The 23,818-nt window shown below is 72.2% G+C and carries 23 protein-coding genes; 16 read left to right on the forward strand and 7 right to left on the reverse strand.

What is annotated here, in order from left to right; genetic code table 11:
- Positions 1-26 precede the first annotated feature (26 nt).
- The 3 genes from ACFV5H_RS00215 to ACFV5H_RS00225 all read left to right on the forward strand — a co-directional run bounded on the left by ACFV5H_RS00215 (position 27) and on the right by ACFV5H_RS00225 (position 3,818).
- On the forward strand, positions 27-755 hold the full coding sequence (locus tag ACFV5H_RS00215; protein WP_385191862.1) for a response regulator transcription factor: 729 nt from the start codon (positions 27-29) through the stop codon (positions 753-755).
- On the forward strand, positions 756-2,192 hold the full coding sequence (locus tag ACFV5H_RS00220) for an ATP-binding protein (protein WP_385054254.1): 1,437 nt from the start codon (positions 756-758) through the stop codon (positions 2,190-2,192). It begins immediately after the preceding gene.
- Positions 2,193-2,552: 360 nt separating this feature from the next.
- A complete protein-coding gene (locus tag ACFV5H_RS00225; RefSeq protein ID WP_385191865.1) occupies positions 2,553-3,818 on the forward strand; it encodes an ArgE/DapE family deacylase in 1,266 nt (421 codons plus the stop codon).
- A gap of 187 nt (positions 3,819-4,005) precedes the next feature.
- Here ACFV5H_RS00225 and ACFV5H_RS00230 read toward each other — a convergent pair whose 3' ends face one another.
- On the reverse strand, positions 4,006-4,887 hold the full coding sequence (locus ACFV5H_RS00230) for an NAD(P)-dependent oxidoreductase (RefSeq protein ID WP_385191868.1): 882 nt from the start codon (positions 4,885-4,887) through the stop codon (positions 4,006-4,008).
- 96 nt (positions 4,888-4,983) lie between these two features.
- Here ACFV5H_RS00230 and ACFV5H_RS00235 point away from each other — a divergent pair, with 96 nt between their 5' ends.
- On the forward strand, positions 4,984-5,331 hold the full coding sequence (locus tag ACFV5H_RS00235; protein ID WP_385191871.1) for a winged helix-turn-helix transcriptional regulator: 348 nt from the start codon (positions 4,984-4,986) through the stop codon (positions 5,329-5,331).
- Between the two features lie 253 nt (positions 5,332-5,584).
- Here ACFV5H_RS00235 and ACFV5H_RS00240 read toward each other — a convergent pair whose 3' ends face one another.
- Positions 5,585-6,541: a hypothetical protein gene (locus ACFV5H_RS00240; protein ID WP_385191874.1), complete on the reverse strand. Its 957-nt coding sequence runs from the start codon at positions 6,539-6,541 to the stop codon at positions 5,585-5,587.
- A gap of 183 nt (positions 6,542-6,724) precedes the next feature.
- Between ACFV5H_RS00240 and ACFV5H_RS00245 the strand changes: the two genes are divergently transcribed.
- On the forward strand, positions 6,725-6,997 hold the full coding sequence (locus tag ACFV5H_RS00245) for a heavy-metal-associated domain-containing protein (protein WP_385191877.1): 273 nt from the start codon (positions 6,725-6,727) through the stop codon (positions 6,995-6,997).
- 86 nt (positions 6,998-7,083) lie between these two features.
- The gene (locus tag ACFV5H_RS00250) at positions 7,084-9,342 is read left to right on the forward strand and encodes a heavy metal translocating P-type ATPase (RefSeq protein WP_385191880.1); all 2,259 of its coding nucleotides are present in this window, start codon (positions 7,084-7,086) and stop codon (positions 9,340-9,342) included.
- A gap of 79 nt (positions 9,343-9,421) precedes the next feature.
- Here the strand turns inward: ACFV5H_RS00250 and ACFV5H_RS00255 are convergent, their stop codons facing one another.
- On the reverse strand, positions 9,422-9,877 hold the full coding sequence (locus ACFV5H_RS00255) for a MarR family winged helix-turn-helix transcriptional regulator (RefSeq protein ID WP_385191882.1): 456 nt from the start codon (positions 9,875-9,877) through the stop codon (positions 9,422-9,424).
- A gap of 62 nt (positions 9,878-9,939) precedes the next feature.
- Between ACFV5H_RS00255 and ACFV5H_RS00260 the strand changes: the two genes are divergently transcribed.
- Positions 9,940-10,773 carry an alpha/beta fold hydrolase gene (locus ACFV5H_RS00260; RefSeq protein ID WP_385191885.1) on the forward strand — a complete coding sequence of 278 codons (834 nt, stop codon included), beginning with the start codon at positions 9,940-9,942 and terminating at the stop codon, positions 10,771-10,773.
- A gap of 12 nt (positions 10,774-10,785) precedes the next feature.
- On the opposite strand, the gene ACFV5H_RS00265 is transcribed toward ACFV5H_RS00260, so the two are convergent.
- Both ACFV5H_RS00265 and sigJ read right to left on the reverse strand, forming a co-directional pair.
- Positions 10,786-10,965, reverse strand: a complete 180-nt coding sequence (locus ACFV5H_RS00265) for a hypothetical protein (RefSeq protein ID WP_385191887.1) — start codon at positions 10,963-10,965, stop codon at positions 10,786-10,788.
- A 94-nt stretch (positions 10,966-11,059) separates the two neighbouring features.
- Complete coding sequence (sigJ, locus tag ACFV5H_RS00270) at positions 11,060-11,977, reverse strand: RNA polymerase sigma factor SigJ (RefSeq protein WP_385045342.1); 918 nt, start codon at positions 11,975-11,977, stop codon at positions 11,060-11,062.
- Positions 11,978-12,075: 98 nt separating this feature from the next.
- Here sigJ and ACFV5H_RS00275 point away from each other — a divergent pair, with 98 nt between their 5' ends.
- On the forward strand, positions 12,076-12,444 hold the full coding sequence (locus tag ACFV5H_RS00275) for a hypothetical protein (RefSeq protein ID WP_385045344.1): 369 nt from the start codon (positions 12,076-12,078) through the stop codon (positions 12,442-12,444).
- Between the two features lie 249 nt (positions 12,445-12,693).
- Here ACFV5H_RS00275 and ACFV5H_RS00280 read toward each other — a convergent pair whose 3' ends face one another.
- A complete protein-coding gene (locus tag ACFV5H_RS00280; RefSeq protein WP_385045346.1) occupies positions 12,694-14,199 on the reverse strand; it encodes a SulP family inorganic anion transporter in 1,506 nt (501 codons plus the stop codon).
- 403 nt (positions 14,200-14,602) lie between these two features.
- Here ACFV5H_RS00280 and ACFV5H_RS00285 point away from each other — a divergent pair, with 403 nt between their 5' ends.
- A complete protein-coding gene (locus tag ACFV5H_RS00285) occupies positions 14,603-14,995 on the forward strand; it encodes a MerR family transcriptional regulator (protein WP_385045348.1) in 393 nt (130 codons plus the stop codon).
- A 70-nt stretch (positions 14,996-15,065) separates the two neighbouring features.
- Here ACFV5H_RS00285 and ACFV5H_RS00290 read toward each other — a convergent pair whose 3' ends face one another.
- Positions 15,066-15,503, reverse strand: coding sequence for a hypothetical protein (locus tag ACFV5H_RS00290; RefSeq protein ID WP_003992141.1), 438 nt, complete (start codon positions 15,501-15,503; stop codon positions 15,066-15,068).
- Positions 15,504-15,976: 473 nt separating this feature from the next.
- Here ACFV5H_RS00290 and hemL point away from each other — a divergent pair, with 473 nt between their 5' ends.
- The 7 genes from hemL to ccsB all read left to right on the forward strand — a co-directional run bounded on the left by hemL (position 15,977) and on the right by ccsB (position 23,804).
- A complete protein-coding gene (gene hemL / locus ACFV5H_RS00295; RefSeq protein WP_385045351.1) occupies positions 15,977-17,293 on the forward strand; it encodes a glutamate-1-semialdehyde 2,1-aminomutase in 1,317 nt (438 codons plus the stop codon).
- A 41-nt stretch (positions 17,294-17,334) separates the two neighbouring features.
- The gene (locus tag ACFV5H_RS00300) at positions 17,335-17,982 is read left to right on the forward strand and encodes a histidine phosphatase family protein (RefSeq protein WP_385045679.1); all 648 of its coding nucleotides are present in this window, start codon (positions 17,335-17,337) and stop codon (positions 17,980-17,982) included.
- A 190-nt stretch (positions 17,983-18,172) separates the two neighbouring features.
- Complete coding sequence (locus ACFV5H_RS00305; RefSeq protein WP_385192238.1) at positions 18,173-19,441, forward strand: hypothetical protein; 1,269 nt, start codon at positions 18,173-18,175, stop codon at positions 19,439-19,441.
- A gap of 66 nt (positions 19,442-19,507) precedes the next feature.
- The gene (locus ACFV5H_RS00310) at positions 19,508-20,158 is read left to right on the forward strand and encodes a TlpA family protein disulfide reductase (RefSeq protein ID WP_385045357.1); all 651 of its coding nucleotides are present in this window, start codon (positions 19,508-19,510) and stop codon (positions 20,156-20,158) included.
- A 1-nt stretch (position 20,159) separates the two neighbouring features.
- Complete coding sequence (locus tag ACFV5H_RS00315) at positions 20,160-20,933, forward strand: cytochrome c biogenesis CcdA family protein (protein ID WP_385045360.1); 774 nt, start codon at positions 20,160-20,162, stop codon at positions 20,931-20,933.
- A gap of 4 nt (positions 20,934-20,937) precedes the next feature.
- A complete protein-coding gene (locus ACFV5H_RS00320) occupies positions 20,938-22,674 on the forward strand; it encodes a cytochrome c biogenesis protein ResB (protein ID WP_385191889.1) in 1,737 nt (578 codons plus the stop codon).
- A complete protein-coding gene (gene ccsB / locus ACFV5H_RS00325; RefSeq protein WP_385045366.1) occupies positions 22,671-23,804 on the forward strand; it encodes a c-type cytochrome biogenesis protein CcsB in 1,134 nt (377 codons plus the stop codon). Before ACFV5H_RS00320 ends, ccsB begins: the two co-directional genes overlap by 4 nt.
- Positions 23,805-23,818 lie beyond the last annotated feature (14 nt).

A 23,818-nucleotide genomic window follows, 5' to 3' on the forward strand; every position in this document is an offset into this window, starting at 1 on the left:
ACGGTGGCGGTTGGCAGACTGGGCGTGTGCCGCACACCCTTCTGCTCGCCGAAGACGACCGCGCCATCCGCAACGCCCTGGAGCGCGCCCTCACCCTGGAGGGCTACCGGGTCACGGCCGTCGCCGACGGCGTCGAGGCCCTCGCGCAGGCCCACCGCAGCCGGCCCGACGTGCTGGTCCTGGACGTGATGATGCCCGGCATCGACGGGCTCCAGGTGTGCCGGGTGCTGCGCGCCGAGGGCGACCGCACGCCGGTGCTGATGCTGACCGCGCTGGTGGAGACCGCCGACCGGATCGCGGGACTGGACGCGGGCGCCGACGACTACGTCGTCAAGCCGTTCGACGTCGAGGAGGTCTTCGCCCGGCTGCGCGCGCTGCTGCGCCGGGTGGCCCCGGCACCGGCACCGGAGCCGGTGCCCGAGCCCGTCGCGGAGACGAGGCCGGAGATCCCCGGCCGGTTCGTGGAGGCGGCCGGGCTGCGCATGGACCCGCAGGCGCGCCGGGCCTGGCGGGGCGGACGGGAGCTGGAGCTGACCCGCACCGAGTTCGAGCTGCTGGAGCTGCTGATCCGCCACGCGGGCATCGTCCTGGACCACTCCACCATCTACGACCGCATCTGGGGCTACGACTTCGGCCCCGGTTCCAAGAACCTCGCCGTCTACGTCGGCTATCTGCGCCGCAAGCTCGACGAGCCCGGCGCGCCGCAGCTGATCCACACCGTGCGCGGGGTGGGTTACGTGCTGCGGGAGGGCTGAGTGTCGTACGGGCGGCCGGTCTCCCCGAGGCGGCTGCGGCTGCTGTCGCTGGGGACCACGTTCGCGGTGGCGTTCGCCGCGGTGACCGCCACCGTCACCGTGCTGGTCGGGATCCTGTCGTACAACGCGGCGGCCCGGCTGGTGCGGGTGGACCAGCAGTCCGTGTTCGACGAGGTCGTGCAGGACCTGCGGGACGAGGTCCGGGAGAACCGGATGTCGCCGCTCGACTTCTCCTCCGCCGCGCCCGGCCACGATCTCGTACGGCCCGCGCGGACCGATGTGCAGGTGCTCGGCCCCGACGGCAGTGTCTTCGACCCGGGCGACCCCGGCCTGCCGGTGGTCGACGCCGACCGGCGGGTCGCGGGGGACGCGACCGCGGGGCGGGTGGTCGTGCACGCGGGCGTCGACGTCGGCGACGACGTCTACCGGGTGGCGACCGTCGCGCTGGGCGGCGAGCGGGGTGCGGTGCAGGTCGCGCAGGAGTTCAGCGACACCGAGGACCTGCTGCGGGCGCTTCAGCGGCGCACGCTGATCCTGATGGCGGCGGTGGTGGTCGGGGCGGGGCTGTTCGGCTGGTGGGTGGCCCGGCGGATCACCCGGCGCCTGGTCGTCCTCACCAACACCGCCGAGGCCGTCGCCCGTACGCGGCGGCTGGGCATCCAGGTGCCGGTGGCCGGTTACGACGAGGTGGGGCGGCTCGGCCGTGCCTTCGACCGGATGCTGGGGCGGCTCGCCCAGTCCGAGGAGGACCAGCGGCGGCTGGTCCAGGACGCCGGGCACGAGCTGCGTACGCCGCTCACCTCGCTGCGCACCAACATCTCCCTGCTGCGCCGCATCGACGAGCTGCCGCCCGGCACCCGTGAGGAACTCGTCGCCGACCTCACGCAGGAGGCCCGCGAGCTGACCGACCTCGTCAACGAACTCGTCGACCTCGCGGCCGGGCAGTCCGACACCGAGCCGCCGCAGCGGGTCGACCTCGCGGACCTCGCGGAGGAGGTGGCGGGTCTTGCGCGGCGCCGTACCGGGCGGGAGATCGTGGTCGAGGCGAGTGGTGACACCACGACCGACGGGCGGCCGGGGATGCTGACGCGGGCGCTGTCCAATCTCGTCGAGAACGCGGTGAAGTTCGACCGGGGGGGTCGTGCTCCCGTGGAGATCCGTGTCGCGGGGCCGGCTCGGGCTCGGGCGGGGGCGGTGCGGGTGGAGGTGCGGGACCGGGGGCCCGGCATCGCCGACGACGATCTGACACGGGTCTTCGACCGGTTCTACCGGGCCGCTGACGCGCGGTCCCTGCCGGGGTCGGGGCTCGGGCTGTCCATCGTGCGGGAGGTGGCCCTTGCCCATGGTGGGGCGCCGTACGCCTTCCGGCGGGAGGGCGGGGGGACGGTGACCGGGTTCACGGTGGGGGGTGTGGCCGGGCGGCCGTCGGACGGATGAGCGGTGTTCCCGGTGCCGGGTGTGGTGGTGCGGCGGGGGTGGGTCGCGCCGCCCGGCGCTCGCGGGGTGCCGTCGCGCCCACCCGTGCCGCCCCAGCGGCACGACTGCCCGCGGTCGCGGGGATGCGGGGGCGTGCGGTCGCGGGGATGCGGGGTCGCGGGGTCGCGGGGTCGCGGGGTCGCGGGGATGCGGGGATGCGGGGGCGCGGGGGCGCGGGGATGCGGGGTCGCGGGGGCGCGGGGGCGCGGGGATGCGGGGTCGCGGGGGCGCGGGGGCGCGGTAGGCGTAGGTGGGGGGTGTGGGGTGCAGGTATGTGGGCGGGGGCGGTGGAGTGCCGTTTCCCGGTGAGGGGAGGGCAGCGTGCTGACAGGTGAGGAGGCCGCCGCGCTGGCGGCGGTCGACGAGGCGGCGCTGGGGCGGACCCTGCTGGAGCTGGTCTCCGTGCCCAGCGTGACCGGGAGCGCCGCCGAGTCGGAGCTCCAGCACCAGTTGGCCGGGCGGCTGGAGTGGCTCGGGATGGATGTCGACCTGTGGTCGATGGACCTGCCCGCGCTGCGCGCCCACCCGGACTTCCCGGGTACGGAGGCGCCCCGCGAGGAGGCGTGGGGGCTGGTCGGGACCACCCCCGACGGGGGCGACGGGCCCACCCTGATCCTCCAGGGCCACGTCGACGTCGTACCGCCCGGTGACCTCGCGGCCTGGGACGGCGACCCGTTCGTACCCCGGGTGACCGGGGACCTCGTGCACGGGCGCGGGGCCTGCGACATGAAGGCCGGTCTCGCGGCGCACCTCGCCGCGCTCGCCGCGATACGCGCGGCCGGCATACGGCTGCGCGGCCGGGTGGCCGTGCACTGCGTCGTCGGCGAGGAGGACGGCGGTCTCGGCGCCTTCGGCACCCTGCGGCGCGGTCACCGCGGCGACGCCTGCGTCATCGCCGAGCCCACGGCCTCCACCCTGATCACCGCCAACGCGGGGGCGCTGACGTTCCGCATCGCCGTGCCCGGCAGGGCGGCGCACGGCAGTTCACGGGAGCAGGGGGTCAGCGCCGTCGACGCCTACCTTCCCCTGCACCGGGCGCTGGCCGCGCTGGAGACCGAACGGAACCGGGACCCGGACCCGCTGCTCGCCGAGTACCCGATCCCGTACGCCCTGTCGGTGGGCACCGTGCGCGCCGGGGACTGGGCGAGCAGCGTGCCCGACCTGCTGGTCGCCGAGGGCCGGCTCGGCGTACGCCTCGGCGAGGACCCGGCGGACGCGCGCGCCGCGCTGGAGCGGTGCGTGGCCGGGGCGTGCGCCGCCGACCCCTGGCTGCGCGACCGTCCGGCGACCGTGACCTGGCCGGGCGGGCAGTTCGCGAGCGGCCGGCTGCCCGAGGGCCACGTCCTCGCGGACGTGGCCGGTTCCGCGTACGCCGACGCGACGGGCCGTCCCCGGCCCAGGCGGCGCGGCGCCACGTACGGCAGCGACCTGCGGCACTACACCGGCGCCGGGATACCGACGCTGCAGTACGGCCCCGGGGACATCGCGGTGGCCCACAGCGACCGCGAACACGTGTCCCTGCGGGAGACTGCGGAGGCGGCCCGGACGCTGGTCCTGACGGTGCTGCGGACGGTCGAGACGAAGTGAGGACGCCCCGCACGGCGTGAACGGGCTCTCCGTCCGGAGCCGGAGAAGGACGTTCACCCGGCCGGCCATGAAGTCCTGCGGCCGCGCGCCCGCCTTCCTCGCGACGACCGGCTACGAGCAGGTCCGCTCCGTCACCGCCGCACCCGCCGGCGACCGCGAGTCCGCCGAAGGAGCGGGGGAAGGCCGGTCAGCGCACGAGGAGGTCGATCACGCCCGTCAGGTCCTCCTCGCCGCTGCCCTCCGACAGGCGGCGGCGCATCAACGCGAAGTAAGGGGAGAGCAGTTCGGGGCTGACGCCCTGTTGCTCGGCGGTGCTCAGAAAGGTCGGTGTGCCGGCCACCTGCATCGCGAGGTTGGAGACGACACCCTTGGTGTAGTCGCCGCTGCGCAGTTGGTCGGCGGTCTGGTGAACGGCCGGGGCCATCGCGGTGAGCCAGTCGGCGAGCAGCGGGGCGAGTGACGCGGGGTCGATGTCCTCCTTGCGGATCAGGGCGAAGGCGTGCGCGGCCCCGGCGAACATCCCGTACATGGCGCTGAGCAGGGCCATGTCGTGGAGCGCCGCGAAGCCCGCGTCCTCACCGACGTAGGTGGTGCCGGCCGGTACGCGCAGTGTCTCCGCGTGCCGCTCGAACAGCTCCCGCGAGCCGCTGTAGAAGACGTAGCCGCCGGCCTCGGGGACGCCGATCATCGGAGGGACGGCCATGATCCCCCCGTCCAGGTAGCGGGCGCCGCGCTCGCGGGCCCACTCGGCGCGGGCACGGGCCTCGGCCGGGGTGCCGGTGGTCAGGTTGACCAGGTCCCGGCCGGCCAGGTCGGTGCCGGCCAGTGTCTCCTCGACCGAGGCGTCGTCCAGCAGACAGACGACGACCAGCGTGTTCGCCGCGACGGCGGCAGCGGCGTCGTCCGCGACCCTCGCCCCCTCGGCGGCGAGCGGTGCGGAGCGGGCCGGAGTGCGGTTCCAGACGGTGACCGGGTGGCCGGCGGCGAGCCAGGTACGGGCCAGCGCGGTGCCCATCGCGCCGAGGCCCAGCAGCGTGACGGACGTCTTCTCGACAGTGGTGTGTGTCATGCCGACTAGGCTGGGAGCAGGCCCGGAGACGATCAAGTACGTACTTCGGAGTGGGTGGTTACCCCGGAGTGAGCGAGCACGTCGGAGGGGTGGGGCATGACGACGCTGAACCGGCCGGGCGCACCGGACGGACACGTCTGCGGGATCGACACCGCGATGGAGGTGATCGGCGGCAAGTGGAAGGTGCTGATCCTCTGGGCGCTCCACGAGCACCCCCACCGCCGCTTCGGCGAACTGCGCCGGCTGCTCCCGGGGATCACCGAGAAGGTGCTCGCCTCCCACTTGCGCGAGATGGAGGCGGACGGCGTCGTGCACCGCGTCTCCTACGACGAGGTGCCGCCCCGCGTCGAATACTCGCTGACCGAGGACGGCGAGCGCCTCAACGACGCACTCCGGCCACTGGCCGCCTGGGGACGCGGGCGGACGGCCCCCCGGGGCCTGTGAAGACCGGGGTCGACTTCCCGGGGGCAGTGCCGTGAGCGCGCCCGCCCGGAGGACGTGGGCGTGTCCGGGCGTCGCCGCGAGGGAGTCGGAGGCCGTGTCGCTCCGGGCGCCGTCGTCGGCGTACCACCGCCGGGCCGCGGTGCCCGCGCCGGCGAGGAGCAGCGGCCCGCCGGCCGCGGCGAGCACCGGGCGCCGTCGCGGCAGCCGCCGGCCACCGGCCACCGGCCTCCCGTCCGTCCTCCTTCTCGCGGAGTCAGTGCCGGTGGTCGCCGTCGCCGTGCTCCTCACCGGTCGTCGGCTCCGGTGCGCTGTCGGGTGAGACCTTTCCGGCGTGGACGGTGAAGGCCGCGGTGCGGACGGTGCCGTCGTGCTGGAAGTCGAGGAAGAGGCGGTACGTCCCGGCGGTGGGCGCGGTGGCGGTGAAGGAGACGTCGGGGCCGGGCTCGGTGGTGCCGTCGCCGGGTTCGCCGTTCGGGTGGACGTGGAGGTAGGCGAGGTCGCCGGAGCGCAGGGCGACCAGGTGGCCGTAGGCGCCGAGGTAGGGCTCCAGGTCGGTGACCGGGCGGCCGTCGCGGCTGACGCTCAAGGTCAGCTCGGAGGCCTTGCCGGGGCGCAGGTCACCGCGGAGTGCGACGGTGTAGCCGTCGACCGAGGCGGTGGCGGCGGGTTCGGGCAGGGCGGGGGCCTCGTACGTGCCGGAGGCTGCGAGGTCCGCGCCCAGGATGAGGTTGCCGGCGCCTCCGGCGGCCGGGGTGAAGTCGGCGAAGACCCGGTAGGTGCCGGCGGCGGGCAGGTCGACGGGGGTGCTCCAGGTGCCGTCGGCCGCCCGTGTGGGGTGCAGGTGCCGGTAGGTGACCAGGTCGCGTGAGGCGAGGACGAGGTGGAGCTCCTTGCCGTGCTCGCGCCGGTAGGAGGTCACCTGGCGTCCGTCCCGGTCGCGGACGGTGAAACGGAGTTCGCTCTCCTCTCCCGCGGTCACGCGGGGCGTCCCGAGGTCCAGGGTGTATCCCGCCTGGGAGATCTGCAGGCCCGCTGGGGCCGTGTCCGCGTGTCCGCCGTGGCCGGAGGGCGCCGGGCCCTCGTGTTCCGCGTGGGCCGCCGGCTCCTGGTCCGGGGCGGCGGGGTCGACCGCCGCGCCGACGCCGTAGGCGGTGCCGAAGGTGGCCGCGAGCGCGGCGGCGAAAGCAGTGATCCTCATGCCGGTGTTCATGACGTGCCCTCTCGTGTGGGTGTCGTGTCGCCGCTTCTGCTGGACTGAACTCCGACTATATACCCCTGGGGGGTATGTGCAAGTGAGGCGTCGACGTTTGCCAAACATACCCTGAGGGGGTATATCTGGTTGGCGTCGGCAGTACCCCCCGGGGGTACTTCATCGTTTCGTCCAGGAGGAACCATGTCCTGCTGCACCCCTGACGGCAGCTGCTCCACCGGCACCACTGCGGCCACGGCGGGCACCGCCACCGTCTACGACGTCTCCGGGATGACCTGCGGGCACTGCAAGGCCACGCTCACCAAGGAGATCGGCGCCCTGGACGGTGTCCTGGCGGTCGACGTCGACCTCGAGGCCGGCCGGGTCACCGTCACCACGGCGGGCGAGCCCGACGACGCGCTGCTGGCCAAGGCCGTCGACGACGCCGGCTACGAACTCACCGGCCGCGCGGCCTGAAGGGCCGCACACCGGCCGGGTCCGCCCGAGGGCCCGGCCCTCTTCTCCCCACGTTCCCTCTGTCCTGATCAGCCCGAGGAGCAGCAATGGCCACCACGGTCCCCGACACAGCCGAGGTCGAACTCGCCATAGGCGGCATGACCTGCGCCTCGTGCGCCGCCCGGATCGAGAAGAAGCTCAACCGGATGGACGGGGTCACCGCCACCGTCAACTACGCGACGGAGAAGGCCAAGGTCCACTACAGCGGTGACGTGTCCGTCCCGGAGCTGATCGCCACGGTCGAGGCGACCGGGTACACCGCCCGTGAGCCCGAGCCGGTACGTACCGGGACCGCGCCCGGCACGGAGAGTGCCGAACCCGCCGACGGACTGCGGCCCTTGAGGGAGCGGCTGGTCACCGCAGTACTGCTGGCCGTCCCGGTCATCGCGATGGCGATGGTGCCGGCGCTGCAGTTCGAGTACTGGCAGTGGCTGTCGCTGACGCTGGCGGCGCCCGTGGTGACGTACGCCGCCTGGCCGTTCCACAAGGCCGCCCTCACCAACGCCCGGCACGGCGCGGCCACCATGGACACGCTGATCTCGGTCGGGACGTCGGCGGCGTTCCTGTGGTCGCTGTGGGCGCTGTTCCTCGGCACCGCCGGCACGCCGGGCATGACCCACCCCTTCGAGCTGACCATCGCCCGCAGCGACGGCGCCGGGAACATCTACCTGGAGGCCGCCGCCGGGGTGACCGCCTTCATCCTCGCCGGCCGCTACTTCGAGGCCCGCTCCAAGCGCAGGGCCGGGGCCGCGCTGAAGGCCCTGCTGGAACTGGGTGCCAAGGACGTCACGGTGCTCCGGGAGGGCCGTGAGGAGCAGGTGCCGGTCGGGGAGCTGAAGGCCGGGGACCGTTTCCTGGTCCGTCCGGGCGAGAAGATCGCGACCGACGGCACGGTCGTCGAGGGCGCCTCGGCCGTCGACGCGTCGATGCTCACCGGCGAGTCGGTGCCGGTCGAGGTCGGCGTCGGGGACACGGTCACCGGCGCCACGGTCAACGCGGGCGGCCGACTGGTGGTCGAGGCGACGCGGGTCGGCGCGGACACCCAGCTCGCGCGGATGGCGAAGCTGGTCGAGGACGCGCAGAACGGCAAGGCCGCCGCCCAGCGGCTCGCCGACCGCATCTCCGGGGTCTTCGTCCCCGTGGTCATCGCCCTGGCGCTGGGCACCCTGGGCTTCTGGCTCGGCAACGGCGCGGGCCTGACGGCCGCGTTCACCGCCGCCGTCGCCGTCCTGATCATCGCCTGCCCGTGCGCCCTCGGGCTTGCCACGCCGACCGCGCTGATGGTCGGCACCGGGCGCGGCGCCCAGCTCGGCATCCTCATCAAGGGCCCCGAGGTCCTGGAGTCCACCCGCCGCGTCGACACCGTCGTCCTCGACAAGACCGGCACCGTCACCACCGGCCGCATGACCCTGCTCGCCGTGCACACCGCCGACGGCACCGAGGAGGCCGAGGTGCTGCGCCTCGCGGGCGCCCTGGAACACGCCTCCGAGCACCCGATCGCCCGGGCGGTGGCGGCGGGCGCCGCCGACCGCGTGGGCACCCTGCCCGTGCCCGAGGACTTCGCGGGCGTCCCCGGTCTCGGCGTGCAGGGCGTCGTCGACGGCCACGCCGTCCTCGTCGGCCGCGAGAAGCTGCTCGCCGAGTGGGCCATGGACCTGCCGGCCGGTCTGGCACGCGCCAAGGCCGATGCCGAGGCGGCGGGCCGTACGGCGATCGCCGTCGCCTGGGACGGCGAGGCGCGGGCGGTCGTCGAGGTCGCCGACGCCGTCAAGGACACCAGCGCCGAAGCCATCACCCGGCTGCGTGCCCTGGGCCTGACCCCGATCCTCCTCACCGGGGACAACAGGGCCGTCGCCGAGGCGGTGGCCGCGGAGGTCGGCATCGCTCCCGAGCACGTCGTCGCCGAGGTCATGCCCGAGGACAAGGCAGACGTCGTCAAGCGCCTCCAGAACGAGGGCCGTTCGGTCGCGATGGTCGGCGACGGGGTCAACGACGCCGCCGCGCTCGCCCAGGCCGACCTGGGACTGGCCATGGGCACCGGCACCGACGCCGCCATCGAGGCCGGCGACCTCACCCTCGTCCGCGGCGACCTGCGCGCCGCCGCCGACGCCATCCGCCTCGCCCGCAGGACCCTCGGCACCATCAGGTCCAACCTCTTCTGGGCCTTCGCCTACAACATCGCCGCCCTGCCGCTCGCCGCCGCAGGACTCCTCAACCCGATGATCGCCGGAGCCGCCATGGCCTTCTCCTCGGTCTTCGTCGTCGGCAACTCCCTGCGCCTGCGCGGCTTCAGGGCAGCGAGCTGAGACGCTTCCCCTTTCCGGAGTCCCGCACCGCATCCGGTACGACGCTCGAGGAGCGGCCGGCCGGCGGGGCGGGGCCCGGTCAGGCCGAACGCGCCCGCCGGGTGGACTCCAGCACCGAGGCCAGAAAGCGGCGTACCGTCTCCAGTTCGCCCTCCTCGAAGCCTTCCGCGGCCGTCACCACCTCGCCGATCACCGGCCCGAAGAAGGCCCACCCGAGCCGTGCGGCCTCCTCCTCCACCTCCAGCAGCACGCGTCGCCGATCGGCCGTGTCCCTGCTGCGCCGGACCCAGCCGAGCCGCTCCAGCCGGTCCACCAGGGCGGTGGTCCCGGACGAGTTCAGGCGCAGTTGCTCGCCGAGCCGGCCGGGCGTGGCACGGGTGCCGGCCCGTGCCGCGTCCAACAGGTGGATCAGCGCGCGCACATCGGTGGGATGCAGTCCGTGGCGCGCGGCGAACTCGGCGCCGAGCAGGTCGAATTCCACGGTCACCGCGCGCAGCGAGTGAACCAGTCCCATCACCGGACTCTGATCGTCCATGCACACTCCCTCGGACCCTTGCATAGTATCTCGCTGAACGAGATTATCGCTGAGCGAGAGGAATGCCCGTGTCCCTGTCGGCTTTCGACCTTGCCTACGACGAACTCCGCGCCCGCTGGCCCGAGTCCACCGAGGAGCGTGACGTCGCCACGCCGTACGGGCGCACCCGGGTCCATGTGTACGGCCCGGCGGACGGCAGCCCGCTCGTGCTGCTGCCCGGCGGCTCCGCCACCGGCCTGGTCTGGTTCGCCAACGCACCGGCCCTCGGCGGGCGGTACCGGGTCCACGCGGTCGACCTGCTGGGCGACGCCGGCCGCACCGAACGCCGGGGCACACCGCTGAAGAACGCCGACGACCTGACAGCCTGGCTGGACGCGCTGCTGGACGGGCTAGGGCTCGACCGCACACACCTGTGCGGTCACTCCTACGGCGCCTGGATGGCCGTCGGATACGCCCTGCACGCACCACAGCGGGTCGACCGCCTCGCCCTCGTCGATCCCACCCAGGTCTTCGCCGGGTTCCGCCCCGGCTACCTGCTGCGCGCGCTGCCCACCCTGATCCGCCCGAGCCGGGCCCGTACCCGCGCCTTCCTCGCCTGGGAGACGGCGGACACCCACCCCGACGAGACCTGGCAGCGCCTCTACGCGCTGGCCACCACCGTCCCCGGCCGCAAACTCATCGCCGGCACCCGCCCCCGGGCCGCCGGTCTCCGCATGCCGGTACTGGTCCTGCTCGCCGGACGCGGTCGCGCCCACGACGCCGCCAAGGTCGCCGACAGGGCCCGCCGGACCCTCCCGCGGGGCGAGGTGGCACTGCTCCCCGGAGCCACCCACCACTCCCTGCCGCTCACCGAGCCGAAGGAGCTGAACGACCGGCTGATGGATTTCCTGGGCTGACGACGCCGGACGTCACCTGCCGCCCGTCCTGAGCCGGCGCCGGAGAACGGCGCAGACCACGACGGGCGCGACGACCATGGCCGGCATCCACAGGCCCACGCTCGCCGGCGAGTAGACGTAGTGGTGCCACTGCTCCGGCAGGAGCGAAGGCGCGAGCGGGAGCAGGATCAGCGCGGCCCACGTGACCGGCACCGCCACTGCCGTGCGTCCCGCCACCATCGTTCCCGGCCCTCTCGACGACTGCTCGTTCCTCGTCCTGCGTTCGCGGCGTACCGACGCACAGGCCTCAGCCGTCCCGCGCCCACGGCCGCAGCTTCTCCGGGTTGCGGACCGCCCAGATCCGGCTGACGCGCCCGTCGGAGACGTCGAACGAGGCAACGGTCATGACGACGCCGGCACGCCGGGCCACCAGGCCCGGCACCCCGTTGACCGACCGCTCCAGGAGTTCGAGCCCCGGAGCCTTGTCGGCGATGGCCACCATGTACTGGGCGATGCGCGCGCCGCCCTCGACCGGGCGCAGGACGGCACCGACCATGCCGCCGCCGTCGGCGGTCATCACGGCGGCCGGATCGAGGAGGCCGACGAGGGCCGAGATGTCCTTGGTCTCCCACGCCTCCTTGACCCGCCTCACCACGTCGGCCCGGCCGTTCGCCGTCACCTCGGCGCGCGCGACGGTCAACCGCCGCCGGGCGGACGCCGCCAGCTGTTTGCAGGCCGCGGGGGTCCGGCCGAGGACGTCGGCGATCTCGGCGAACGGGTACCGGAAGACGTCGTGCAGGACGAACGCCACCCGCTCGGCCGGTGTCATCGACTCCAGGACGACGAGGAAGGCCATGGCCACCGACTCGTCCAGGACGATCTGGTCGGCGGGGTCCGCGGGGCCGGAGGGGCCGGTGCCGCCCTCGTGGTCCCACTCGGTGCGGTCGGGCAGCGGCTCGGGCAGCCACGCGCCGACATAACGTTCACGACGGGCCCGCGCCGAGCCGAGCAGGTCCAGGCAGATGCGTCCGGTCACCGTCGTCAGCCAGGCGCCGGGGGACAGGATCTCCTCCTGCCGGCTCCGCGGCAGCCCGAACCAGCGCGCGTAGGCATCCTGCACGGCGTCCTCGGCCTCGGTCACCGACCCGAGCAACCGGTAAGCGACATTGATCAGTTGGCCTCGCTCGGCGGCCACCGCATCCGTGCCGGCCCCGACAGTCCCCATGCTTTCGGCCCCCCGCCTTACCTTTCGCAGGCCCGCGTCGTCGGGCTGGTGAGACCATTATCGATTTGCTGCCCGAGGGCGGAAAAGGGGACTGTGACATGGCCACTCAGGTGACGGCGGACACGGAGCGCGGCTTCTCGTTCCTGCGGATCGCGATCGCCCTGCAGACCCTGACCATCTTCCTTCAGGCGGTCTCCGCCGGACTGCTGCTGACCTCGGCCTACGGCGAGACGCTGCACAGCGTCGGAGCCCGTGTGATGTACGGGGCGTCGATGCTGTACGTGCTCGCGGCGGTCCTGGCGTGGAAGCCGGGCGGCGGCTCGCCCCGGCCCGTCTGGCACGCGTCGGGTTTCCTCGCACTCGCCTCGGCCCAGGTCGTACTCGGCATCGCGCACGTCCCGTCGGTCCACCTCCCCCTGGGCGTCCTGATGTTCGGCCTGAGCGTGCTGGCACTGGCCCGGCGCTGAGTCCGCCGGATCCACAGGCCGGCCCCGGCTCCGTCATGCCCGGCGCGAGGCCGGCCGCGGGGAGTACTGCCCCCTCGGCGGTCCGGTGAGGTCTGCCTGCCCCTCGTCCGGGGACGACCCACGCCTGCTCGGTGGACCTCCCCGCGCGTCCGGCACCTGCCGGGGACCTTCGCGGGCGCAGGCCCCGGGTGAAGGCCGGAGGACCCCGGCCCGGCCGGCCGGGGTCCTCTCGTGTCGTGGCGCCGTGGGTCAGTGGCTGCCGGCGAGTTCGCCGGTGAGCCTGCCGTGGAGGTCGGCGCTGGGATCGTTCAAACCGGTGATCTCGACGGTCTTGCCCCGCTGCCTGTACTTGGTCTCGATCGCGTCCAGGGCGGCGACGGAGGAGGCGTCCCAGACGTGGGCGGCCGAGAGGTCGATGACGACCTTCTCCGGGTCGCCCGCGTAGTCGAACCGGCCGACGAGGTCGTTGGAGGACGCGAAGAACAGCTCGCCGGTGACCCGGTAGACGACCGTGCTGCCGTCGGGGTCGGTGACGGCGGTGACTTCGGCGAGGTGGGCGACACGCCTGGCGAAGATGACCATGGCGGTGATGGTGCCGACGACGACACCGACGGCGAGGTTGTCGGTGGCGACCACGACGATCACGGTGATGACCATGACGGCGATCTCACCGGCGGGCATCCGCTTGAGGGTCCTGGGCGCGACGGAGTGCCAGTCGAAGGTGCCGAAGGCGACCATGACCATGACGGCGACCAGCGAGGCCATGGGGATGTCGGAGACGACGGGCCCGAAGACGATGCACAGCACCATCAGGAACAGGCCCGCCAGGAACGTGGAGACGCGGGTGCGGGCGCCGGAGACCTTCACGTTGATCATGGTCTGGCCGATCATGGCGCAGCCGCCCATGCCGCCGAAGAAGCCGGTGACGATGTTGGCGATGCCCTGTCCGACGGACTCGCGGGTCTTGGAGGAGTGGGTGTCGGTGATCTCGTCGACCAGTTTGGCGGTCATCAGCGACTCCATCAGGCCGACCAGCGCCATGGCGAGGGCGTAGGGGGCGACGGTGGTCAGGGTGTCGAGGGTGAAGGGCACGTCGGGCAGGCCCGGCACCGGCAGCGAGGACGGCAGTTCGCCCTTGTCGCCGACGGTGGGCACCGCGATCCCGGCGGCGACGGTGATCACGGTGAGGATGACGATGGACACCAGGGGTGCCGGGATCACCTTGGTGACCTTGGGGAAGAACACCATCAGCGCCAGACCGCCGATGGTCAGCGGGTAGACCGGCCAGGGCACGTCGTGCATCTCCGGCACCTGCGCCATGAAGATCATGACGGCGAGGGCGTTGACGAAGCCGGTCATCACCGAGCGGGGCACGAACCGCATGAGCTTGGCCACGCCCACCGCGCCCAGGACGATCTGGAAGACGCCGGCCAGGATGACGGTCGCGACCAGGTGGCCCAGGCCGTGCTCGCGGTTCACGGGGGCGATGACGAGCGCGACGGCGCCGGTGGCGGCGGAGATCATCGCGCGGCGTCCGCCGACGACGGAGATCGTCACGGCCATGGTGAACGAGGCGAACAGGCCGATCGCGGGATCGACCCCGGCGATGATCGAGAACGAGATCGCCTCGGGGATCAGGGCCAGGGCGACGACCAGGCCGGCCAGGATCTCGGTGCGCCAGACCTTCGGGTCGTTCAGCCAGTCGGGCTTGAGGCCGCGCAGCCGCGCGGCGGGAGTCACAGCAGCGGAGGACAAGGAGATGTGTACCTGTCGTGCTCGGGCACACCCACTGCCAGGCCGGGCGTGCGGGAAGGAGCGCGGGGGCCGGGCCGGCACCCCGCGGGCGACCCGCGGGGCGGGCCGGAAGTCAGGGGGAGGAGGCGAGGCGGGGCCGACGCGGGTACGCGGGCCGGACGGCTCACATCCGGAGGCGAAGGGTCACGGCGGGCAGGCGGCGGCGATCGGCGTCATGGGCTCGCGCACGCTCTCTCCTGCGGGTATCGGATCTTCGCCGGGGGCGTCATCGGCCTCGGAACGGCAGTGGCGGGGCAGCCGGGACCGCCCTCACCATCACCGACTCTACCCTAACGTTAGGGTAGAGGTCGGCGGGGTCGCGCAGGACGCGGCCCGCCACGACGGGAAGAGCCAGGAGAACGGCGTGGACGACAAGCACATGCAGATCGGCGAGGTCGCCGCGCGGACCGAGCTGTCCCTGCGCACGATCCGGCACTACGAGGAGACCGGCCTGGTCATTCCTTCCGCCCGGTCCCAGGGCGGGTTCCGCCTCTACACCGAGACCGATGTCGCCCGGCTCATGGTCATCCGCCGGATGAAGCCGCTCGGCTTCACCCTGGAGCAGATGCGCGACCTGCTGGACGCCACCGACCGCCTGGACGGCGACGACGCGCTCGACTACGGCGAGCGCCAGGCCCTGCTGGGGCGCGTCCGCACGTACCAGCGGGCCGCCGACGAACAGGTGGAGAAGCTGCGGACCCAGCTGGCCCGCGCCGAGGACTTCGCCGCCACCCTGGCCGCCCGCCTGGCAGCCTGACGGCCCCGCTCAGGCACGGAAAAGGGCGAGTCTCCCGAAGGACCCCGCCCGAAACCACCGGAACCCCGGCTCAGGGCCACACCAGGCAGTACGCCTGATGCCCCGCCTCGTGCAGCCGGTGGGAGAAGTCCTGCCACTCGTGCAGCAGCTGGTACACGTTGAACGCGTCCCGCGGGCCGCCGCGGTCCGGGACCGTCGACCAGATGAAGGCCGCCGCGCCGACCGCCTCCTCGCCTATGCCGCGCAGGGGGTCGACGACCGTCATGGGGAGTTTCACGACCGCGTAGTCGGGGTGCAGGACGACCAGTTCCAGGGGTGGGACCTTGTGCAGGGGGACGCCCTCGATGCCCGTGAGGACCATCGCGGCCATGGTCTCCGGCTTGATCTTGGTGAACATGCCGTTCATGCCGAGCTCGTCGCCGCCGAGTTCCTCGGGGCGCATCGATATCGGGACGCGGGCCGCGGTGGCGCCGTCCGGCGCGCCGAAGTACTTGTACGTCACCCCCACCCGACCACCATTCCTGCTCCCCGCCCCCCGCGGAGGGCCGATCCGCTCCGGTTCGCCGCGTGTCCGCCGCGTCTGCTCAGTGTCCTCCGCCTCGCGTCGGTGCCTTCCCCGCCGGGCACGTCGAGGACCCAGGTCATCGGTCCCCTCGCCCAGTCCGCCACCGCGATGCATATCTCCACCCGACTGCTTTTCTAGGACGCGTGGCCCCCGCCGCGCAACCCGATCATCGTGTCAGTGACCTCCCCCACGGCCGCCCGCCGAAACGTGCGGTGAAACATCTGCCCGCGGGATGTCCGCAGCCTCCGGCCGGCCCCGGCCGTGTGAGCTGTGTGTATCAGACGTCAGTTTCGCAGATCACGGCCGAACGGGGGCCGGATGCCGCAGGCCGCCCCTGCCCTACCCTGGACACGTCATACGCACCCGGAGCCGGGAAGCCCCCGGAATGTCGGAGAAGGTCGGAGAAGTCGCAGGTCATGAGCGAACTGCCATATTCATACGAAGCCCCGGTCTCGCAGGCGCTGTTCGATCGTGCCGCGGCTGTCACGCCCGGCGGCGTGAACTCGCCGGTGCGCGCCTTCCGCGCGGTCGGCGGCACGCCCCGGTTCATGGTGTCGGGCACCGGCCCGTACCTGACCGACGCCGACGGACGCGAGTACGTCGACCTGGTCTGCTCCTGGGGGCCGATGATCCTCGGGCACGCGCACCCCGAGGTGATCGCCGCCGTGCAGGAGGCCGTCTCGCGCGGCACGTCCTTCGGCACGCCCGGTGAGGGCGAGGTCGCGCTCGCCGAGGAGATGACCGCCCGGATCGAGCCGCTGGAGCAGGTGCGGCTCGTGTCCAGCGGGACCGAGGCCACCATGTCGGCGATCCGGCTCGCCCGCGGGTTCACCCGGCGCACCAAGGTGGTCAAGTTCGCCGGCTGCTACCACGGGCACGTCGACTCGCTGCTCGCCTCCGCCGGCTCCGGGGTGGCCACCTTCGCGCTCCCCGACACGCCCGGCGTCACCGGCGCCCAGGCCGGCGACACCATCGTCCTGCCGTACAACGACCTCGACGCCGTGCACGCCGCCTTCGCCGCGCACCCCGGTGAGATCGCCTGCGTGATCACCGAGGCGTCGCCGGGCAACATGGGCGTCGTACCGCCGCTGCCCGGGTTCAACCAGGGGCTGAAGGACGCGTGCGCCGCGAACGGCGCGCTGTACATCTCCGACGAGGTCATGACGGGGTTCCGTACCAGCCGGGAAGGGTGGTACGGCGTCGACGGCGTGCGGCCCGACCTGATGACCTTCGGGAAGGTGATGGGCGGCGGCTTCCCGGCCGCGGCCTTCGGCGGGCGCGCCGACGTGATGGGCCACCTCGCCCCCGCCGGGCCCGTCTACCAGGCCGGCACCCTCTCCGGCAATCCGGTCGCCACCGCCGCCGGGCTCGCCCAGCTGCGGCTGCTCGACGCCGCCGCGTACGAGAAGGTGAACGCCGTCTCGGCGCAGATCCGGTCCCTCGTCACCGAGGCGCTGACCAAGGAGGGCGTCGCGCACACGCTGCAGAACGCCTCCAACATGTTCTCCGTGTTCTTCACCGACCGCCCGGTGCGCAACTACGAGGAGGCGAAGACGCAGGAGTCGTTCCGCTTCACCGCGTTCTTCCACTCCCTCCTCGCGAACGGCGTCTATCTGCCGCCGTCGTCCTTCGAGTCCTGGTTCGTGTCCACCGCGCACGACGAGCGGGCCGTCCAGCGGATCGCCGACGCCCTTCCGGCGGCGGCCCGAGCGGCAGCGGAGGCGACCGCGTGAGCACCCTGAAGAAGGACGACGACGTCACCGTCGTCCACCTCATGCGGCACGGCGAGGTCGAGAACCCGGACGGCGTCCTCTACGGCCGTCTCGCCGGCTACCACCTCTCCGAGCTGGGCCGGCGCATGGCCGACCGGGTCGGCGAGCACCTCGCCTCCCGTGACATCACGTACGTCGTCGCCTCCCCGCTGGAGCGGGCGCAGGAGACGGCCGAGCCCATCGCCAAGGCGCACGGCCTGGACATCGCCTCCGACGAGCGGCTGATCGAGGCGGAGAACGTCTTCCAGGGCAAGACCTTCGGCATCGGCGACGGCGCGCTGCGCCGCCCGGCCAACTGGAAGCACGTCGTCAACCCGTTCAAGCCGTCCTGGGGCGAGCCGTACGTCGAGCAGGTCATCCGCATGACGGGCGCGCTGAACGCGGCGAAGGACGCGGCGCGCGGACACGAGGCGGTGCTGGTCAGCCACCAGCTGCCGATCTGGATCGTGCGGTCCTACGTCGAGAAGCGGCGGCTGTGGCACGACCCGCGCAAGCGGCAGTGCACGCTCGCCTCGCTGACCACCTTCACCTACCAGGGCGACAGGATCGTCTCCGTCGGCTACAGCGAGCCGGCCCGCGATCTCGTCCCCGCCCATCTGCTGGCCGGTGCCAAGCCGGTGAAGGGGAAGAGCAAGGCCTTCGGGGCGTAACGCCCGTCCCGGACGGGCGTCGTACCGGTCCCGGGACCGGTACGACGCCCGACGGAACCACGCTTTCGAAAACCGTTGCGAAACCCCCGCATCCGGCCGGGAACCCCCGGCTGTGTCGCGTCCTCTGAGTGAGTGACCACCAGAGGACGTGACGAACGGGGTTGCCATGCGCAGTCTCACCCGTAGGGGAATGCTCGGGCTCGGGGCGGGAGTCGCCGCCGCCTCGCTGGCCGGCTGCGGCGGCCACAAGGACGCGGACGGCCCCGGCGGTTCCCGTCCTTCCGAGGACCGGCCCGGCACACCGGAACCGGACCCGAAGCCGACGAAGACGGCCCGCCCGATCGGTGACGGCTCCACCTCCTTCACCGGCGAGCAGCCCCACCAGCCCGAGGCGCCGGTGCCGCTGGAGCCGGGCCAGACCCCGCCGCAGTTCGTAGTCTTCTCCTGGGACGGCGCCGGCGAGGTCGGCAACGGCCTCTTCCCGCGCTTCCTGGACCTCGCCGAGGAGCACGGCGCGTCCATGACCTTCTTCCTCTCGGGCCTCTATCTGCTCCCCGAGTCGAAGAAGCGGCTCTACGACCCCCCGAACAACCCGCGCGGCGCCTCCGACATCGGCTACCTCACCGACGGCCACATCAAGGACACGCTGAAGAACGTCCGCCGTGCCTGGCTCGAAGGGCACGAGATCGGCACCCACTTCAACGGCCACTTCTGCGGCGGCTCCGGCAGCGTCGGCAACTGGACCCCGCAGCAGTGGCGCAGCGAGATCGAGCAGGCCAAGTCCTTCGTCAAGGAGTGGCGGACCAACTCCGGCTGGACCGACCTGGAGCCGCTCCCCTTCGACTACGACAAGGAGCTCGTCGGCGCCCGTACGCCCTGTCTGCTCGGCCAGGACAAGCTGCTGCCCACCGCCCGCGAGCTCGGCTGGCGCTACGACGCCTCCTCGCCCGGCGGACGCCAGGTCTGGCCGTCGAAGAAGCAGGGCATATGGGACCTTCCCCTGCAGCAGATACCGTTCCCCGGCCACTCCTTCGAGGTCCTGTCGATGGACTACAACATCCTCGCCAACCAGTCGGTCAACTCGACCAACGCGCCCGCCCACCACCACCCGGGCTGGCGACGGCAGGCGACCCAGGCGTACATATCCGGCTTCAAGCGGGCATACGAGTCGAATCGCGCACCCTTCTTCGTCGGCAACCACTTCGAGCAGTGGAACGGCGGCATCTACATGGACGCCGTGGAGGAAGCCCTCAAGCACATCGCGCGGGAGAAGGAGAAGGGCGGCGACGTGAGGCTCGTCTCCTTCCGGCAGTTCACCGACTGGCTGGACGTGCAGAAGCCGGAGGTGCTGGAGCGGTTCCGCACCCTGGACGTCGGCCAGGAACCGGCCGGTGGCTGGAAGGCGTTCGCCGGGGACACCGGCACCACCACCGGAACAGGCCCTGGCAACGCCGCCTGATATGCGGGTTTCCGCCCGCAAGGGGGGTGCTCAAGATCCCCGGAACGGGCATGCGAAACTTTTCACATGAGTGCCGCCAGCCGCGCCCCCCAGCGCTCGAACCGGGTCGTTCCCCGCTCGGACCGTGCCCTCCGCGTCCGCCGTCGCGCCACCCTGGCCGCCGGCGCTGCCGCGGCCGCACTGCTCGTCTCCGCGTGCGGCTCGGGCGGGACGTCCGGCGGGGGCGGCAACACCAACTTCGTCGCCGGCACCGACGGCATCTCCACGGTCCCCGAGGGCAAGCGGGTCGCCGCACCCGAACTGTCCGGGAAGACCATCGACGACAAGCAGCTCGACGTCGCCGACTACAAGGGCAAGGTCGTCGTCCTCAACGTCTGGGGCTCCTGGTGCAACCCGTGCCGCGCGGAGGCCAAGTACTTCGCCAAGGTGGCCGGGGAGTACGCCGACCAGGACGTGCAGTTCGTCGGCATCAACACACGGGACGGCAGCACCACGGCCGCCCTCGCCTTCGAGAAGGACTTCGGCATCCCCTACCCGAGCCTGTACGACCCGACGGGCAAGCTGATGCTCCGCTTCGAGAAGGGCACCCTCAACCCGCAGGCCGTCCCCTCCACCCTGGTCCTGGACCGGGAGGGGAGGATCGCGGCCCGCTCGCTGACCTCGCTCAGCGAGGAACGCCTGCTGAAGATGCTCGAGCCGGTCGTCGCGGAGAAGTGACGTGAGCGCCCTGCACACGCTCGCCGCGGAGACGGGCTACAACGGCACGGTGCTCAACGGCGCCCTCCTGGTCGCCCTGCCCATCGCCCTGCTCGGCGGACTGGTCTCCTTCTTCTCGCCCTGCGTGCTGCCGCTGGTCCCCGGCTACCTCTCCTACGTCACCGGCGTCTCCGGCACCGACCTGGCCGAGGCCCGGCGCGGACGCATGGTCGCCGGCGCCTCCCTCTTCGTACTCGGCTTCACCGCCGTGTTCGTCTCCGGCGGCGCCTTCTTCGGCTACTTCGGGCAGACCCTCCAGGAACAGTCGGGCGTCCTGTCCAAGGTGCTCGGCGTCCTCATGATCCTCATGGGCGTCTTCTTCATGGGCCTGATGCCCTGGCTCACCCAGCGCGAGTTCCGCTTCCACAAGCGGCCGGCGACCGGACTGGTCGGCGCCCCCGTCCTCGGCGCCCTGTTCGGCATCGGCTGGACCCCCTGCATCGGCCCGACGCTCGCCTCCGTGCTCACCCTCTCCGCGCAGCAGGAGAGCGCCGGACGCGGCGCCGTACTGACCATCGCGTACTGCCTGGGACTGGGCGTCCCCTTCGTACTCGCCGCCGTGGCCTTCCGCAAGGCACTCGGCGCGTTCGCCTGGGTCAAGCGCCACTACACCTGGGTGATGCGCATCGGCGGCACGATGATGATCGTGACCGGCGTGCTCCTGCTGACCGGCGCGTGGAACAGTCTCGTGGCGGAGATGCAGACCTGGTCCAACGGCTTCACTGTGGGGATCTGACCCGATGAGCAAGACGACAACCGACGACGACACCCCCAGGGCCACCGACGACCAGGAGCTCGGCGCCGCCGGCTCCCAGTTGTCCACCGCCCCCAGGGAAGACGCGCCGAACCTGCCCTCCCTCGGAGTCATCGGCTGGGCCCGCTGGTTCTGGCGGCAGCTCACCTCCATGCGGGTCGCACTGCTGCTGCTCCTGCTGCTGTCGCTCGGCGCGATCCCCGGCTCGCTGATCCCGCAGACCGGGGTCGACGAGACGCAGGTCGCCGACTTCCGCGAGCGCCACGACATCCTCGCGCCCGTCTACGACAAGCTCGGCCTGTTCCACGTCTACAGCTCGGTGTGGTTCTCCGCGATCTACATCCTGCTGTTCGTCTCCCTCATCGGCTGCATCGTGCCCCGCACCTGGCAGTTCGTGGGCCAGCTGCGCGGCCGCCCGCCGGGCGCGCCCCGCCGGCTGACCCGGCTGCCCGCCCACACCACCTGGCGCACCGAGGCCGAGCCCGAGCAGGTCCGCGAGGCCGCGCTCGCCCTGCTGAAGAAGCGCCGCTTCCGCGCCCACCTCGCCGGTGACGCCGTCGCCGCCGAGAAGGGCTACCTGCGCGAGGTCGGCAACCTGCTCTTCCACATCGCGCTGATCGTGATGCTGATCGCCTTCGGCTGGGGCCAGTTGTTCAAGTCCGAGGGCAACAAGCTGATCGTCGAGGGCGACGGCTTCGCCAACACGCTCACCCAGTACGACGACTTCAAGTCCGGCAACCTCTTCACCAACGACGACCTGGTGCCGTTCAGCTTCGACGTCAAGGAGTTCACCGGCACCTACGAGCGCACCGGACCCAACAAGGGCACTCCGCGCACGTACCAGTCCGAGGTCACCTACGCCGAGGGGGCCGACGGCGAGGAGAAGACGGCCGTCATCAAGGTGAACGAGCCGCTGGAGATCGGCGACGCCAAGGTCTACCTCGTCAGCCACGGCTACGCGCCCGTCGTCACCGTCCGCGACGGCAAGGGCAAGGTCGTCTACCGGGACGCCGTGCCGCTGCTGCCCCTGGACGCCAACGTCACCTCCTCCGGCGTGGTCAAGGTCCTCGACGGCTACCGCAACACGGACGGCAAGAAGGAGCAGCTCGGCTTCAACGCCTTCTTCGTGCCCACCTTCGGCGGCTCCGCCGCCGGCACGATGCTCTCCCAGTTCCCCGCGCTGGACTATCCGGTGCTCGCGCTCTCCGCCTACCACGGCGACCTGAAGGCCGACTCCGGCATTCCGCAGAGCGTGTACCAGATGGACAAGACCAAGATGAAGGAGTTCAAGGACTCGAAGGGCGAGCTGTTCAAGAAGCTGCTCACGCCCGGCGAGACCATGACGCTCCCGGACGGCGCCGGCTCGGTCACCTTCGAGAAGGACGTCAAGGAGTGGGCCGGCTTCCAGGTCGTCCAGGAGCCGGGCGGCGGCTGGGCGCTCGGCGGTGCCGTCGCCGCGATCGCCGGTCTCGCCGGCTCCCTGTTCATCCAGCGCCGCCGCGTGTGGGTGCGCGCGGTGCGCGGCGACGACGGCGTGACCGTCGTCGAGATGGCCGGCCTCGGCCGCAGCGAGTCCGCGAAGGTCCCCGAGGAACTCGGCGACCTCGCCGGAATCCTCTACGACCGGGCACCGGGCGCGCCCGACCCCTCCCCGGATCCGACCGATCCCACCGACACCGCCACCGATCCCGAAGCCGTACCTGCCGAAGGGGCTGAGAAATGACTCTCGCCGCCGCAACAGATCTGGCCGCCGCGGCCAACGAGAACCTCGCGGAGATCAGCAACGTGCTGGTCTACTCCGCTATGGCGGTCTACACCCTCGCCTTCTTCGCGTACATCGCGGAGTGGACCTTCGGCAGCCGCAGCAAGGTCGCCCGTACCGCCGCCGCCCTCACCCCGAAGGCGGAGGCCCGGGCGAAGAAGGCACCGGCCGTCACCGTCAACCAGGCCGGCGGCACCGCCGTACTGGAGCGGCCGAAGGTCGTCGTACGCGCCGCCACCGGCTCCCGCGACGTGCCCGACGGGCCCGGAGCGCACGGCGGCGACGAGAAGGGCGACCTCTACGGACGGATCGCCATCTCCCTCACCGTGCTCGCCTTCCTGCTCTCCTTCGGCGGCGTGCTCACCCGCGCGCTGTCCGTGGAGCGGGCGCCGTGGGGCAACATGTACGAGTTCAACATCACCTTCTCCACCACCGCCGTCGGCGTGTACCTCCTGCTGCTGGCGCTGAAGAAGAACGTCCGCTGGCTCGGCCTGTTCCTCACCACCTCGGTCCTCCTCGACCTCGGTATCGCCGTCACCTGGCTCTACACCGAGAGCGACCAGCTGGTCCCCGCCCTCCACTCGTACTGGCTGTACATCCACGTCTCCACGGCGATCCTGTGCGGCGCGGTCTTCTACGTCGGCGCGGTCGGCGTGATCCTCTACCTGTTCAAGGACTCGTACGAGAACAAGCTCGCCGGCGGCGGCAAGCCCGGCAGCTTCGCCACCTCCGTCCTGGAGCGCCTGCCCGCGGCCGCGTCCCTCGACAAGTTCTCCTACCGGGTCAACGCGGCCGTCTTCCCGCTGTGGACGTTCACGATCATCGCGGGCGCCATCTGGGCCGGCGACGCCTGGGGCCGCTACTGGGGCTGGGACCCCAAGGAGGTCTGGTCCTTCATCACCTGGGTCGCCTACGCCTGCTACCTGCACGCCCGCGCGACGGCCGGCTGGAAGGGCCGCAAGGCCGCCTACCTGGCCCTGCTCGCCTTCGGCTGCTGGCTGTTCAACTACTACGGCGTCAACATCTTCGTCTCCGGCAAGCACTCGTACGCGGACGTCGGCCTGGGCGCGCTGGGGTCCGTCGGTTTCTGAACCCACGCCCCACG

Source organism: Streptomyces sp. NPDC059787, assembly GCF_042732315.1.
GTDB lineage: Bacteria > Actinomycetota > Actinomycetes > Streptomycetales > Streptomycetaceae > Streptomyces > Streptomyces atrovirens.